The organism is Amycolatopsis sp. NPDC045836 (genome assembly GCF_056431745.1).
In genome coordinates this window covers 23,849-38,283 of the sequence record NZ_JBWKKF010000027.1, presented here as the reverse complement: position 1 = coordinate 38,283, position 14,435 = coordinate 23,849, and the positions used below count along the sequence as shown (strand labels likewise).

At 72.0% G+C, this 14,435-nt stretch carries 14 protein-coding genes; 8 read left to right on the top strand and 6 right to left on the bottom strand.

Going from position 1 to position 14,435, the window contains the following annotated elements; genetic code table 11:
- The first annotated feature begins 163 nt into the window (after positions 1-163).
- Complete coding sequence (locus AC07EG_RS34920) at positions 164-589, top strand: hypothetical protein (RefSeq protein WP_478257529.1); 426 nt, start codon at positions 164-166, stop codon at positions 587-589.
- A 426-nt stretch (positions 590-1,015) separates the two neighbouring features.
- Here the strand turns inward: AC07EG_RS34920 and AC07EG_RS34915 are convergent, their stop codons facing one another.
- On the bottom strand, positions 1,016-1,864 hold the full coding sequence (locus AC07EG_RS34915) for a PaaX family transcriptional regulator (protein WP_478257528.1): 849 nt from the start codon (positions 1,862-1,864) through the stop codon (positions 1,016-1,018).
- A gap of 92 nt (positions 1,865-1,956) precedes the next feature.
- Here AC07EG_RS34915 and AC07EG_RS34910 point away from each other — a divergent pair, with 92 nt between their 5' ends.
- Positions 1,957-2,847: an amidohydrolase family protein gene (locus tag AC07EG_RS34910; RefSeq protein WP_478257527.1), complete on the top strand. Its 891-nt coding sequence runs from the start codon at positions 1,957-1,959 to the stop codon at positions 2,845-2,847.
- A gap of 27 nt (positions 2,848-2,874) precedes the next feature.
- Entirely contained in the window at positions 2,875-4,173 is a 1,299-nt protein-coding gene (locus AC07EG_RS34905; protein WP_478257526.1) for an MFS transporter, read from the top strand.
- Positions 4,174-4,182: 9 nt separating this feature from the next.
- Here the strand turns inward: AC07EG_RS34905 and AC07EG_RS34900 are convergent, their stop codons facing one another.
- The 4 genes from AC07EG_RS34900 to AC07EG_RS34885 all read right to left on the bottom strand — a co-directional run bounded on the left by AC07EG_RS34900 (position 4,183) and on the right by AC07EG_RS34885 (position 8,846).
- A complete protein-coding gene (locus tag AC07EG_RS34900; RefSeq protein ID WP_478257525.1) occupies positions 4,183-6,075 on the bottom strand; it encodes a hypothetical protein in 1,893 nt (630 codons plus the stop codon).
- A 72-nt stretch (positions 6,076-6,147) separates the two neighbouring features.
- The gene (locus tag AC07EG_RS34895) at positions 6,148-6,714 is read right to left on the bottom strand and encodes a class I SAM-dependent methyltransferase (protein ID WP_478257524.1); all 567 of its coding nucleotides are present in this window, start codon (positions 6,712-6,714) and stop codon (positions 6,148-6,150) included.
- A complete protein-coding gene (locus tag AC07EG_RS34890; RefSeq protein WP_478257523.1) occupies positions 6,659-8,071 on the bottom strand; it encodes an MFS transporter in 1,413 nt (470 codons plus the stop codon). Before AC07EG_RS34890 ends, AC07EG_RS34895 begins: the two co-directional genes overlap by 56 nt.
- Before the next feature lie 133 nt (positions 8,072-8,204).
- Complete coding sequence (locus tag AC07EG_RS34885; RefSeq protein ID WP_478257522.1) at positions 8,205-8,846, bottom strand: TetR/AcrR family transcriptional regulator; 642 nt, start codon at positions 8,844-8,846, stop codon at positions 8,205-8,207.
- Positions 8,847-8,961: 115 nt separating this feature from the next.
- On the opposite strand from AC07EG_RS34885, the gene AC07EG_RS34880 reads away from it, so the two are divergent.
- The 4 genes from AC07EG_RS34880 to AC07EG_RS34865 all read left to right on the top strand — a co-directional run bounded on the left by AC07EG_RS34880 (position 8,962) and on the right by AC07EG_RS34865 (position 12,662).
- Positions 8,962-9,816, top strand: coding sequence for a shikimate dehydrogenase (locus AC07EG_RS34880; protein ID WP_478257521.1), 855 nt, complete (start codon positions 8,962-8,964; stop codon positions 9,814-9,816).
- Positions 9,809-11,578 carry a TIM barrel protein gene (locus AC07EG_RS34875; protein ID WP_478257520.1) on the top strand — a complete coding sequence of 590 codons (1,770 nt, stop codon included), beginning with the start codon at positions 9,809-9,811 and terminating at the stop codon, positions 11,576-11,578. Before AC07EG_RS34880 ends, AC07EG_RS34875 begins: the two co-directional genes overlap by 8 nt.
- Positions 11,579-11,625: 47 nt before the next feature.
- On the top strand, positions 11,626-12,246 hold the full coding sequence (locus AC07EG_RS34870; protein ID WP_478257519.1) for a TetR/AcrR family transcriptional regulator: 621 nt from the start codon (positions 11,626-11,628) through the stop codon (positions 12,244-12,246).
- A gap of 149 nt (positions 12,247-12,395) precedes the next feature.
- Positions 12,396-12,662: a hypothetical protein gene (locus AC07EG_RS34865; RefSeq protein ID WP_478257518.1), complete on the top strand. Its 267-nt coding sequence runs from the start codon at positions 12,396-12,398 to the stop codon at positions 12,660-12,662.
- An 18-nt stretch (positions 12,663-12,680) separates the two neighbouring features.
- Here AC07EG_RS34865 and AC07EG_RS34860 read toward each other — a convergent pair whose 3' ends face one another.
- The gene (locus tag AC07EG_RS34860) at positions 12,681-13,220 is read right to left on the bottom strand and encodes an ArsR/SmtB family transcription factor (RefSeq protein ID WP_478257517.1); all 540 of its coding nucleotides are present in this window, start codon (positions 13,218-13,220) and stop codon (positions 12,681-12,683) included.
- A 53-nt stretch (positions 13,221-13,273) separates the two neighbouring features.
- On the opposite strand from AC07EG_RS34860, the gene AC07EG_RS34855 reads away from it, so the two are divergent.
- On the top strand, positions 13,274-14,434 hold the full coding sequence (locus AC07EG_RS34855; protein ID WP_478257516.1) for an MFS transporter: 1,161 nt from the start codon (positions 13,274-13,276) through the stop codon (positions 14,432-14,434).
- Position 14,435: the final 1 nt, after the last annotated feature.

The window sequence follows — 14,435 nt, the reverse complement described above, 5'->3', positions numbered from 1 at the left end:
GCGGTCCACCCACCGCGGCGGTGGGTGCCCTCCCGCGACGCGGCTGGAGCCCGGCTGCGACCCCAGGAGTATTCCCGGCGTCCCGTTGAGCGGACCGAAGCCTTCCCTTGAGCCGCCCTCGTCGCACACCCTGGCAGCTCGGCAGGAACACGGGGAGGAACCGATGAACACGTCACGAGCGAAGCGTCTGGCCATGACCTCGGCGGCGGCCGTCGTGCTGGGGGCCGGCGGCGCGGGCATCGCCGCGTCGGCGGACACGGGCGCCGGGAGCGCGCCCGGTGCGATGTCCGCGTCGGTGTGGGTCAAGGTCAGCGCGAACGGGCAGTTGCTCGCCGGCGCCGGGGTGACCGGGGTCAGCAAGTTCGGCAGCGGCCGCTACAACCTCACCACCAGCACCAGCATCACCAACTGCGCGCTGACCGGAGCGGTCAACACCAACGGCGGCAACGATCCCGGCCCGGGCAGCGCGTCGATCGTGGTGGGCGCGGTGGGTGCGAACACCCTGTTCGTCCGCACCGCCACCCCCTCGGGGGCATCGCCGCTCCACGTGGACCACGACCGGCCGTATTCGCTGGCGATCTTCTGCTGACGCTGCTGGGTGCCGGAAGGCAGGCGGCCGGGCCGCCGAAGCGGCGGGGAGCCCTGCTCCGCAGTGATCTGCGGGCAGGGTGCCTTCGGCCCTTCGTTCTTGGGGTGGCTCGCCGAGCGCGTCGCCCGGCACGGCGCGCGCTCGACGAGCCACCTCGCGCGGGAACGGCGGTCCGGTGCACCTGGGGGCAAAGCACCTCCACCGTTCCGGTATCGGGGTGGTTACCCAGCCAGATCGCCCTCACTCGTGCTCGACCCGAGGAATTTCGCGGGCACCGGGTCCGCTCCGAACAGCGCCGACAGGGTGCGCTTGTGGACCGCCGCGGCATCGGCGGGCGCAGCCGGCGACGCGTTCTCCGAACGCCGAAAGCTCATCCGGGGTCACCAGAGCAGGACCACCTGCACCGCACGCCAACCCGGCGAAGCACTACCCGGCCCCCTCCCCGGTGAGCGGGATCTCGTCGAGCACCTCCGCGGCCAGGGTGTCCGCGGTCTCGCGGTAGCGGGTGGCCAGCCGGTGGAACAGCTGTTCGGCGCGGATGGCAGGCCAGTCCGCGGCCAGGTGCTCGGCGGGCAGGTGGGGGTCCTGCCGCACCAGTTGCAGCCAGTCGGTGTGCAGCACCAGTTGCCGTGCCAGGTCGTCGGGCAGGGCGGGCAGCGGCTCGGGGGCGCCCCAGCGGCTGAGGAAGGCGTGGTAGCGCGTCGCGATCGCTTCCACGTCGAAGGCGCGGTGCACCAGGTCCGCCGATTCGGTGGGCTTCGCGTGCTGGGCGGTGAACACGTTGACGTGCTCGCCCAGGTCCAGTTCCTCGGCGATGGCGGCCGCGTCCTTGACCCCCGGCGCGATCCACAGGCCGTTCTGCAGCGGGCCGAAACCCGCCCACACCAGCTGCGAGCGCAGGTCGTGCCGATCGCTGCGCCGGGTGTCGGGCAGCGAGAAGCCGACCAGCGTCCAGTTGCCGTCCCAGTCGCGGTTGACCGCGCCGGTCTGCCAGATCCGCCTGCTGCCGTCCTCGAGCACCCCGGCCGCGCGGCTGGTGAGTCCGAAGTAGACCCGCCGCCCCCGCCGGTGCCGGGTGAGCAGGCCGCGCTTGACCATCCGGGTCAGCGTGGAGCGGACCGCCTCCTCCGAGATCCCCACCCGCTCGAACACGGCGATCACGCTGCCGGAGTAGACCGCGGTGTCCCGGCCCATCACGTGCAGCCCCAGGAAGCTGAGCATCAGCGACTGCGGGCGCGCCGAGTAGCTGAGCGGGGATTCGTCACTGGCGGGCACGGCGCCAGGGTAACCGCCCGCCGAATGTTGGGCACAATCTTGACGCTCGTCACGAGTACGCCCTATGTTGGACCGCGATCCGCAGGAGGCCCATGGTGAACCCCGCCGAACTCGTCGCCATCGACGTGCACACGCACGCCGAGGTCTCGGCGGACGGCCACCCGTCGCTGAGCCCCGAACTGCTCGGTGCCTCCGCCGACTACTTCGGGGCGCACGGCCACCGCCAGCCCACCATCGCCGAGATGGCCGCCTACTACCGCGAACGCCGGATGGCCGCGGTGGTGTTCACCGTGGACGCCGAGCACGCCACCGGCCACCCCCGGATCGCCAACGAGGAGGTCGCGGCGAGCTGCGCCGAGCACGCCGACGTGCTGATCCCGTTCGCCAGCGTCGATCCGTGGAAGGGCCGCGCGGGGGTGCGGGAGGCCCGGCGGCTGGTCGAACAGCACGGCGTGCGCGGCTTCAAGTTCCACCCGAGCATCCAGGGCTTCGCCCCCGACGACCCGATGGCCTACCCGCTGTACGAGGCGATCGAGGAACTGGGCGTGCCCGCGTTGTTCCACACCGGGCAGACCGGCATCGGCGCCGGTGTGCCCGGTGGCGGCGGCATCCGGCTCAAGTACTCGAACCCGATGCTGGTCGACGACGTGGCCGTGGACTTCCCGGAGCTGCGGATCATCCTCGCGCACCCGTCGTTCCCGTGGCAGGACGAAGCGCTCGCGGTGGCGACGCACAAGCCGTACGTCTACATCGACCTGTCCGGCTGGTCGCCGAAGTACTTCCCGCCGCAGCTGGTGCGCTACGCCAACTCGCTGCTCAAGGACAAGGTGCTCTTCGGCTCCGACTACCCGGTGATCACGCCGGACCGGTGGCTCGCCGACTTCGCGAAGCTGGAGATCAAGGACGAGGTCCGCCCGCGGATCCTCAAGCACAACGCGGCGAAGCTGCTCGGCCTCGCCGACGACCGAGGTGGCCAGAGGTAGCACCCCCGACGACGAGGGAGTTCCGCCATGTCCGTGCCGCACGACCCCGTTCAGCTCCGGCGCGCGGTCGCGTCGAGCTTTCTCGGCAGCCTGATCGAGTACTACGACTTCCTGCTCTACGCCACGGCGTCGGCGGTGGTGTTCGACAAGGTCTTCTTCTCCTCGCTGGACCCGTTCGCGGCCACCATCGCCAGCCTCGGCACCTTCGCCACCGGTTACCTCGCGCGCCCGCTGGGCGGGGTGCTGTTCGGCCACTTCGGTGACCTGCTCGGCCGCAAGCGGATGCTGCTGCTGACGATGACCGTGATGGGCGTGGCGAGCTTCCTGATCGGGCTGCTGCCCACCTACGCCCAGGCCGGCGCGCTCGCCCCGATCGGGCTGGTGCTGCTGCGGGTGGTCCAGGGCATCTCGGTCGGCGGTGAATGGGGCGGGGCGGTGCTGATGTCGGCCGAGCACGCCCGCACCAGGCGCGGGCTGTGGGCCGGGTTCACCAACGCCGGCGCGCCGTGCGGCATGGTGCTCTCCACCGCCGCGCTCAGCGGCACCGGTGCCCTCGTCGGCCAGGAGGCGTTCCTGGCCTGGGGCTGGCGGATCCCGTTCCTGCTCAGCATCGCGTTGCTCGCGGTCGGCCTGTTCGTCCGGCTGAAGGTCGAGGAGACCCCGGTGTTCCAGGCGGTGCGCGACACCGGCCGCAAGCGGGTCCCGGTGCTCGACGTGTTCCGCAGGCACCCGCGGGTGCTCGCCCTCGGCGTGGGCGTCGGCCTTTCCGCGTTCGTCGCGCAGTCCACGCTGACCACCTTCGTGGTGGCCTACGGCGTGCAGGAGGGGCACGCGCGGCAGAGCGTGCTCAACGCGCTGACCCTGTCGTCGGCCTGCGCGGTGGTGGGCATCCTGGCCTGGTCGGCGGCCTCGGACCGATTCGGCAGGCGGCCGGTCGTGGTGGCCGGTGCGCTGGCCATGGCGGTCTACGGCTTCCTGCTGTTCCCGCTGGTGGCGGCGGACAGCGGGGCGCTGCTGGTGCTCGCGCTGGTGCTCGGCCAGGGGGTGATCCACCCGATGATGTACGGGCCGCTGGCCGCGTTGTACACCGAGTTGTTCAGCACCGAGAACCGCTACACCGGGGCGTCGCTGGGTTACCAGCTCGCCGGGCTCGGTGCCGGGTTCGCGCCGCTGCTGTTCGCCGAACTGCGCCGCGGTCCGGGCACGGCGGTGATCTCGTGGATCATCGCGGCGTTCTGCGTGCTCACCGTGGTGTGCGTGCTGGCGCTCAAGGAAACCAGCCGCCAGGATCTGAGCGGGGGCGTGGTCCAGGCACCCGCGTCCTGATCCGCCCGGTCAGCGGAAGTCACGCAGGAACAGCGACGGGCCGTCGTGGACCAGGCCGGTGTCCACGCCGTGCCCGGCGAAGTCCGCGGTCTCGTGGCCCGCCCAGTCCGCGATCGGCGTGCCGTCGCGGCCGAGGTGCTGCCACCGCCCGGCGTGCCAGCCGAACTGGAACACGGTCCGCTGGTCGGTGCCGTAGGGCGCGTAGGCGTCGAACGGGCCGTCCGGAGCGGACTGCTTCGCCATGGTGTTGCGGAAGAAGACGTTCTGCGGGCCGGTGGACCCCGACCACTTGACCGCCTTCTTGCCCGCGCCCCACCAGATCGGGTACCAGGTGCCGCGCTCGTCACCACCGCCCTCGTCACCGCAGTGCGTGGTGCAGTTCCCCGGCCCGTGCCCGGCGGGCACCCGGACGGTGTTGTGCTCGAACAGGTTGTGCCGTTCCCAGCCGCCGTGCAGGTTGAGGTCGCTGTCGAAGTCGTTGCCGATGACCACGTTCCCGGCGGCCGACCACTGGAAGGTGAAGTGCCGCAGCCCGCGTGTGGTGTTGTTCGCGTACACGCTGTCCCACACCCGGCTGCCGCGCAGGTAACCGTTGCCGCCCCTGCCCTTGTTCCACGCGCCCTCGAACTGGTTGCCGACGATCTGCAGGTTCTTGGCCTCCTCGGTGACGACGGGGTGCGAACCGGCCATCTCGATCCGCACGCCGCGCACCCAGCTGTCGGCGGCCCACTTGAACACGATGCCGTGCATCGCCGAGCCGGGGGCGAAGTTGCCGTAGTCGTGCCGCACCCGGCCGGGGGTCAGCCCCGGCACCTCCTGCGTGGCGGCGAAGCTCTCGAAACCCACGCCGACCACCGGATCGACCACCGGGGCGGCCTTGCTGTCGTACTCGTCGCCGTCGATCGGCGCGGAGCCGTCGGAGGTGGAGCTGACCGGCACGTCGAAGTCCAGCGGCCGATCCAGGGTGATCGACCTTTCGCCGACCGCGGTGATCCGGAACATCCGCTGGCGCAGGTGCAGGTTCTGCAGCGCGTGCTCGGTCGGCAGCGCCTGTTGCTCCTCGTACATGCGCGTGGTGTTCGCGGCCCGGATGTTCACCAGGCCGCCGGCCCGGAAGCCCTTCGCCTTCTTCGCCAGGTGCACCTCGGTGTCCCCGGCGTGCGCGGCGATCCCGGCGCCGCCCGGCTTGGCGACCAGCTTCACCCCGGCCTTCCAGTGCACGTTCACCGTGCCCTTGACCAGGTCCAGCCGGTTCTCCTCCCGGCAACTATCCCGATAGGACTCTTCGACCGCCTGCGACTGCACGCGGAACAGGCCCCGGCCCGGCCACAGCCAGCCGCCCTTCGCGTCACCGCACCGCATCGCGTCGGGGTCCCAGGCCGAACCGTCCGCGGTGAGCGTGTCGTAGCGGGTGTGCTCGTCGGGGCGGAACACCAGCCGCGTGCGGTGCCCGGCGCCCCGCAGGGTCAGGTACGAGGCGTCGGCCCACAGCTGTTTGCTCACCTCGAGCGTGCCAGCCGGGAAGATGAGCAGCGAAAGCTTGTCGAAGCCCGCGGACGGCGTGCAGTCGGTGCGGATCCGGTCGATCGCCGCCTGGATGCCCGCCGAGTCGTCCTCACCGTCGTCCGGTCGCACGCCGAACTGGCTGGCCAGTTCACCCGGGGTGATGCGGCAGGCCGGATCGGGGTTGTAGGCCGCTTCCCCCGGCAGGTCCTCGCCGTCGCGGTAACCGGCCCGGCTCCAGTCGGGCAGGCCCGGCAGCGGTGCCGCCCGGTTGGCCCGGCCGAGGTCGAGCCCGGCCGGCAGCGGCACCGGCGCGGGCTCGCTCTCGTCCACGGCCGGTGCCGGTTGGCAGCCGGTGAGCAACAGCGCGGCGAGCACCCCGGAAACAGCCTTGCGCATGCGTCCGTCCCCCCCAGTTCGACACCAGGTGGACGGACGCTCACCGGCTGCGGCTCCCGCTGGTGACCCAGGTCACAGTCCGAGGGCGTAGACCGACCGGGTGCGGCTGCCGCCGAAGCCGCCGGTCCGGTGCAGCAGGCGCAGGTCCGCGGTGCCCGCCATGATGTCCAGTTCCGCCAGCGGCGGGAACTCGGCGGTCCGGTGGTGGGGCCCGAACTGCACCGGCAGCGACGGCGTCTCCACGATCACCACACCGTCGTCGACGATGTGGTCGGCGGCGGCCATCAGCAGTTCGATCTGGGCACGCAGGGTGTGGAGCCGCGCCAGCGCCGACGGCTCGACCAGCACCGCGCCGAAGACGTCGTCGAGGCATTCGCGCCGCAGGTCGGCGTGCACGAAGTAGACCGATTCCGCGCCGGGCCGGCGCGCCGCGTGCTCGATCGCGGTGGGGGAGTCGTCGGCGACCACCACGGTGAACCCCGCCGAGGCCAGCGCCGTGGCCGGGCCGTCCGGGTTCGCGCCCAGTTCGAGCACCGTGCGGTCGGGCACCCAGTGCTGGTAGAAGGCGATGGTGTGCCGGGTGTCATCGCCGAGGGGCCTGGGGCCGAGGGTCGTGCTGCGCAGGTGGTGTGCTGACATCGGGCAACCTGTCGTCCGGGGCCGGGGAAACTGGCTCGCCTGTGTTTCCCGTACCTACGGCCGGCCCGCCCCTTTCGTTCACCCCCAGTTGTTCCGTGGGCACGCGGTGCTTTTCGCGGGCGGTGGCCGCCGCGGCGGCGGCGACCAGGCAGACCGCCGCGGTGAAGATCGCCACGCCCAGCCAGTCCTCCTTACCGGAGCCGATGGCGGCGACCGCGCTCGGCGCGAACCCGGCCACGGCGAAGCCGATCTGGGTGCCGATCGCCATGCCGGACAACCGCACCCGCGCGCTGAACATCTCGCCGTAGAAGCTCGGCCACACCCCGTTGACCGCGCTGTAGACCACGCCGAACAGCAGCAGCCCGAAACCGAAGACCAGCCAGGACTGCCCGGCGGAGATCGACCACAGGTACGGGAAGATCAGCAGCCCGCAGCCGAGGCAGCCGCCGATGAACACCGGCTTGCGGCCGATCCGGTCGGCCAGCGCGGCCAGCGCCGGGATGGCCGCCAGCGCCAGCGCGTTGGCCAGCACGCCCACCCACAGCATCGGCGTGCGGGCCAGGCCGACGGTGTTCACCGCGTAGCTGAGCGCGTAGACGGTGAAGATCGTGCTGACCGAAGCGATGGTGGCCGCGACGACCACCCGCAGCACGTCCGCCCAGTGGTCGCGGAACAGCACCGCCACCGGCAGCTTCGCCACCTCGGCGCGCTCGAACACCGGAGTCTCGTCGAGCTTGCGCCGCACCACGTAACCGACCACCACGACCAGCGCGCTGGCCCAGAACGGCAGGCGCCAGCCCCAGGACAGCAGCTGCTCCTCCGGCATCGCGGCGATGGGCAGGAACACCGCGGTGGCCAGGATCTGCCCGGCCTGGGTACCGCTGAGGGTGAAGCTGGTGTAGTACGCGCGCCGGTGCGCCGGGGCGTGTTCCAGCGACATCGAGTTGGCGCTGGCCTGCTCACCGGCCGCGGACAGCCCCTGCAGCAGCCGCAGCACCACCAGCAGGACCGGGGCGAGCACCCCGACGTCGCCGTGGGTCGGCAGGCAGCCCACGGCGAAGGTGGCCACGCCCATCAGCAGCAGCGTGAAGACCAGCACCTTCTTGCGGCCGAACCGGTCGCCGACGTGGCCGAGCACCACCGCCCCGAGCGGCCGGGCGAGGTACCCGACGCCGAAGGTGGCCAGCGCGAGCAGCGTGCCGGTGGCGGGGGAGGAGGCGGGGAAGAAGATCTTGTTGAACACCAGCGCGGCGGCGGTGCCGTAGCTGAAGAAGTCGTAGTACTCGAGCGCGCTGCCGATCCAGGCGGCCACCGCGGCTTTGCGCGGCGTGCCCGTGGCGTGGGTCTCTGGGGTCACCGGGGCTCCTGAAGTCCGTGCTCCGTTGCTCAGGCACAGCGGGGAGGCGAGGTCAACTATGTACCACCTAGTTAGTTAACACAGGCTGGACAAGCGGCCGTCCGATGTCAAGGATCGTTTTCCGCCGGGCGGGTCAGGCGGTGAGGTAGTCGATCACCAGGTCGCCGAGCATCCGGCGCTGCTGGTCCCGGCGCCGGGGGTCGAGCAGGTCGCGCCCGAAGATCGCGGCGAAGGTGTGCCGGTTGGCCAGCCGGAACACGCAGAACGAGCTGATCACCATGTGGATGTCGAGCGCGTCGGCGTCGGCGCGGAACCGGCCGGCCGCGCGGCCTCGGTCGAGGATGCGGGTGAGCACGTCGAGCGCGGGATTGGCCAGGCCGGACAGCACCTCGGACCGGGCGATGTGCTCGGCGCGGTGGATGTTCTCGATGCTGACCAGCCGGATGAAGTCCGGGTGGGCCTCGTGGTGGTCGAAGGTCAGCTCGGCGAGCTGGCGGATGGCGTCCTCGGGTTCGAGGTGGTCGACGTCCAGCTGCTGCTCCAGGGCGCGGATCGCCGAGTACGCCCGTTCGAGCACGGCGATGTAGAGCTGTTCCTTGCCGCCGAAGTAGTAGTAGATCATCCGCTTGGTGGTGCTGGTCCTGGCGGCGATCTCGTCCACCCTGGCCCCGGTGTAGCCCTTGTCGGCGAACTCGCTGGTGGCCACCGCGAGGATGTCGGCGCGGGTGCGTTCCTTGTCCCGCTGCCGCTCGACGTCGGACGACGGTGCGGCCACGGTCCCTCCGGATTCGTTCGCGGAAACCCCAACTCTAGCCCAGCCCTTCCCGTGGCCACCGGGGCGCGCTAGAGTGAACTCACCAGTTAGTACATTAACTGCCGAAGGGTGCGCGGTGACCAGCTACCTGATCGGGCTGATCGGCTCGGGCATCGGCCCGTCGCTCAGCCCCGCCCTGCACGAGCGGGAGGCGGCCGAACTCGGCCTGCGTTACCTCTACCGCCGCCTGGACCTCGACCGGCTGGGCCGCCCGGCCACGCAGGTGCTCGAAGCCGCGCGGCTGGCCGGGTTCGACGGGGTGAACGTGACACACCCGGCCAAGCAGCAGGTGCTCGGCCGGCTCGACGAGCTGTCCCCGGAGGCCGCCGCGCTGGGCGCGGTGAACACCGTGGTGTTCGACGGCGGGCGCGCGATCGGGCACAACACCGACAGCACCGGCTTCGCCGTCAGCCTCAGCCGCGGCCTGCCCGACGCCGCCATGGACACGGTGCTGCTGCTGGGCGCCGGCGGGGCGGGCACGGCGGTCGGGCACGCGCTGCTGTCGCTGGGCACCGGCACGCTGCACGTCCACGACGTCGACGCGGAACGGGCCGAGGTGCTGGTTTCCGCGCTGTGCCGCCGGTTCGGCGACGGCCGGGCGGTGGTGGGTGGTCTCGATGTGCTCCGCTTCGCCGACGGGCTGGTGCACGCGACCCCGACCGGCATGGCGAAGCACCCCGGCAGCCCGGTCCCGGCCTCGCTGCTGCGGCCGGAGCTGTGGGTGGCCGACATCGTGTACCGGCCGCTGGAGACCGAGCTGCTGGGCCGGGCCGCGGCACTCGGGTGCCGGGTGCTGCACGGCGGGGGCATGGTCGTGCTGCAGGCCGCCGACTCGTTCCGGTTGTTCACCGGCGTCGAACCGGACGCCGAGCGGATGCTGCGGCACTTCGGTGAACTCGCCGCGGCCGAGGGGGTGGGGGCCCGTGGCTGACCGGCGCACCGCCATCGCCACCGTCTGCCTGTCCGGCACGCTGGAGGACAAGCTCGCGGCCGCTTCGGCGGCGGGCTTCGACGGGGTGGAGATCTTCGAGAACGACCTGCTCGCCTCGCGGCTGTCCCCGGCCGCGATCCGGCGCCACTGCGCCGACCTGGGCCTGTCGATCGACCTCTACCAGCCGTTCCGCGACTTCGAAGCGGTGCCGCCGGAGCGGTTCCGGGCGAACCTGCGGCGGGCGGGCCGCAAGCTGGACCTGATGGCCGAACTGGGCACGGGCACGATCCTGGCCTGCTCGTCGGTTTCCCCCGACGCGGTCGACGACGACGAACTCGCCGCCGAGCAGTTGCACGCGCTCGCCGAACTGGCGGGGAAGCGCGGGATGCGGGTCGCCTACGAGGCGCTGGCCTGGGGCCGGTTCGTCCGCACCTACCGGCACTCCTGGCAGCTCGTGCGCCGGGCCGCGCACCCCGCGCTCGGGCTCTGCCTGGACAGCTTCCACATCCTCTCGGTGGGTGGTGACCCCGCCGCGATCCGGACCATCCCCGGCGAGAAGATCTTCTTCGTGCAGCTCGCCGACGCACCCCGGCTGGCGATGGACGTGCTGCAGTGGAGCAGGCACCACCGGCTGTTCCCCGGCCAGGGCGAGTTCGACCTGACCGCGTTCACCGGGCACGTGCTGGCCACCGGCTACCGCGGGCCGCTGTCGCTGGAGGTGTTCAACGACGTCTTCCGGCAGGCCGATCCGCGGCTCACCGCGGTCGACGCGATGCGGTCGCTGCTGGCGCTGCGGGAGTCGGTCGGCCTGGCGGACCTGCCGGCGGCCCCCGCGCTGCACGGGCACGCCTTCGCCGAACTCGCCGCGTCCTCCGGTTCCGGTGAGGACGTGGAGAAGGTGCTCGCCGGGCTCGGGTTCACCAGCGTGGGGCAGCACCGGACCAAACCGGTGCGGTTGTGGGCGCAGGGCGGGGCTCGGGTGCTGGTCAACGAAACCGGCGAGCGCACCGCGATCGCCGTCGAGAGCGAGGACCCGGCGGCCTCGGCCCGGCGGGCCGCGGCCTTCCTCGCGCAGCCGTTGTCCCGCGGCCGGGCGGCGGTCGCCGCCCCCGACTCCACCGAACTGTTCTTCTGCGGCAGCGAAGACTGGCTCGCTGATTTCGACCTGGACGGCGAGCCCGGTGCGGGCGCGGGCATCACCGGTATCGACCACGTGGCGCTGACGCAGCCGTTCGACCAGTTCGAGGAAGCGGCGTTGTTCTACCGGGCGGTGCTGGGGCTGCGGCTGGAGCCGGTGGTGGAGTTCGCCGCGCCGTTCGGCCTGGTGCGCAGCCGCGCCGCCGCGCACCAGGGGGTGCGGCTGACCCTGGACACCGCGCTGGTGCGCCGCGGCGAATGGGCGCCCGCCGTGCGCGAACCGCAGCACATCGCCTTCACCACCGGCGACGCGATCGCCAGTGCGAAGGCGATGCGTGCGCTCGGCGCACCACTGCTGGACGTGCCGCCCAACTACTACGACGACCTCGAAGCCCGGCTGGACCTGCCCGCGGACCTGCTGGCCGGCCTGCGTGCCGGGTCCGTGTTGCACGACCGCGACGAGCACGGCGAGTTCCTGCACTTCTACACCGAACTGGCGGGGGAGCGCGTGTTCTTCGAAGTGGTGCAGCGCATCGGCGGCTACCGCGGGTACGGCGTGGCGAACGCCCCGATCCGGATGGCCGCGCACCGGGACCGGAGGCTGCACCGTTCACAGCGCCCGTGAGACCGGGCTTTCCCCGGCACCACCCCGAACTCACCTATGCTGCGGGGGTGACAGTTGCCTCCCGCGGGCGGATCGACAAGCGGCAGTCCATCCTGACCGCCGCGTTCGCCGTGTTCGCGCGCCGTGGTTACGCCGAGGCGTGCGTGCAGGAGATCGCCGAGGAAGCGGGCGTCGCCAAGCCGACCGTCTACAACCACCTCAGCGACAAGGAAAACCTGTTCCGCCACGCCGTCGAATCGGCTGCCGACGCGGTGCTGGCCGCCCAGCTCGATGTGGTGGAGCGGCTGCGCGAGCCGGGGAAGGACCCGCGTGCGGCACTGGCGGACGTGGCGCACCGGCTGGTCCAGGTGGGCGACGACGAGCGTTCGCGCTCCCTGCGGCGGCTGGTCCACGGCCAGGTGGGCCGCTTCCCCGAGCTGATCGAGCTGGTGCAGGGCCGGACCGCGGACAAGGTCGGCGAAGCGCTGGCCGACCGGCTGGCGCGGCTCTCGCTCTCGGGCCACCTGCGCCCGTGCGACCCGGCGACGGCTTCGGAGCAGTTCCTGGCCCTGCTGACCGGGCCGCTGGAAACCCGCTCGCGCCTGGGCACGCGCAAGGTGCCCGCCGCCGAGGTGCGGGCCGTGGCCGACGCGGCGGTCGACACCTTCCTGCGGGCCTACGCCGCCTGAACCGGCAGCCACAGTTCGAGGTGGCCGTGCCGGCCACGCGCTCGCACGACGAGCGGAGCGCCTGGATCGCCGGGAGTTCGTCCGCGGCGGTCGGTTCCACCGCATCGGGGAACCACCCGCCACCGCAGAACCGGGTAGCTTGGGGAGCAGTGACTTCCCTGCGAACGCTGCCGGTGCGGGACCGTCCTGGGCGGCGCGCCTGGCTCGGCCCGATCTCCCTGCTGCTGGCCGTGTTGTGCTGGTTCCTGCCGCTGGGCCCGGTGGTGGCCGGTGCCGCGATCGCCTGCGCGAGCGCGTCCATGCTCACCGACCGCGAGTACCGGCTCGACTGGACCGCGGTGGCCGGCGCCTCGATCGCCGCCGGTCAGCTGTTCTTCACGGTGTTCCTGATGGCGATGGAGGCCGCGGGCCACTGAGCCCTCCCACCGCCACCCTCAACTGAGCGCTCCGCGCCGGTCCGATGAGTGCAACAGGAAGATCCCGCTGAGCACCGGTTCACCCGCGCGCTGGTCGTCGGTGCGGACGTACTCGTCGAGCACTTCGAGGATGCGGCGGTCCAATTCCGCGAGGTCCGCGTCGGACAGGTGCAGGGTGAACCGCTCGTACAACCGCACCGACTCCGGCCCCGCCTCCCGCAGTTCCTCCTGGAACGCGACCACCGGCGCCGACCTCGCCTCCTCGGTCTCGGCGTCGACCAGCGGGCCGTCCAGCCACCACGTGTGCGTGGCGCAGCGGTAGGGCTTCTCCAGCGCGCCGCTCACCCCGGTGCGGACGGGCGCCGGTTCCAGCAGGCCGGCCTCGGTGAGCTGGCGGACGTGGTGCAGCACGGTGCCGGGGTCGCGGCCGAGCCGGTCGGCCAGCTGCTTGTTGGTCAGCTCGTGCTCCTTGCACAAGCGGAGGATGCGCAGGCGCAGCGGGTGCCCGAGGGCCTTGACCTCCCGGGCGGTGGCCGCACGGCGTTTCCGCTCTGTCATGGCGGCAGACTACATCGATGGAGTTTTCCCCATCGATGTGTGATCCTCCATCAGTGGACTTCTGGCGTCTGTGGTTATCGTCCGCGCTGTCGAACCTCGCCGACGGCGTGTTCAAGGTGGCGCTGCCGCTGCTCGCGGTCGGCCTCACGCGCTCGCCCGCGTTGATCGCCGGGCTCACCCTGGCCGTCACCCTGCCGTGGCTGCTGTTCGCGCTGCCCGCCGGTGCGCTGGCCGACCGGCTCGACCGGCGGCGGGCGATGATCGGCGCGAACCTCGCCCGAGCCGCCCTGCTCGTGGTGCTGGCGTTCGGCGCCGACTCGATCTGGGTGCTCTACCTGGTGGCGTTCGCCGTCGGCGCGACCGAGACGCTCTACGACACCTGCGCGCAGTCGATCGTGCCGCAACTGGTCGGGCGCGACCGGCTTTCGCGGGCGAACGGCAGGCTCTTCGCCGCCGAGCTGACCGCGAACGAGTTCGCCGGCCCGCCGCTCGCCGGTCTGCTGGTGACCGCGGGCGCGCTCACCGCGTTCGCCACCCCGGCCGGGCTGTGGGTGGCTGCGGCCGGGGCGCTGCTGCTCGTGCCCGGCTCGTTCCGGCTGCCGCGCGGGCAGCCCGCGACCCTGCGTGCCGACATCGCTGAGGGCCTGCGCTTCGTCCTGCGTCACCGGGTGCTGCGGGTGATCGCGGTGATGGTCGGGGTGTTCAACTTCGCCAGCAAGGCGGTGTTCGCCGTGCTGGTGCTCTACGCCGTCGGGCCGGAGTCCGCGATGGGCCTGTCCGAGCAGGCGTTCGGCTTCCTGCTCACCGCGATCGCCGCGGGCGGGCTGCTCGGCTCGTTCGCCGCCGGGTGGGCCGAGCGGGTGCTGGGGCGGGTGCGGGCGCTGGGCCTCGGATTCACCACCAGCGCGGTGATGCTCGGTTTCCCGGCGGTCACGGCGGACCCGTTCGCCATCGGCGCCGCCTTCCTGCTCGGCGGGACCGGGCTGATGGTGGTCAACGTCGTACTGGTCTCGCTGCGGCAGCTGAGCACCCCGGACCGCCTGCTGGGCCGGGTGAACAGCGTGCACCGGCTGCTGGCCTGGGGCACCATGCCCCTCGGCGCCGCCGCGGGCGGCCTGCTCACCCAGTGGCTCGGGCTGCCCGCGACGTTCGCCGTGATGGGGGTGCTGCCCCTGCTGTTGCTGCCCGGTCTGCTGGTGCTCGGGCCGCGGTGAA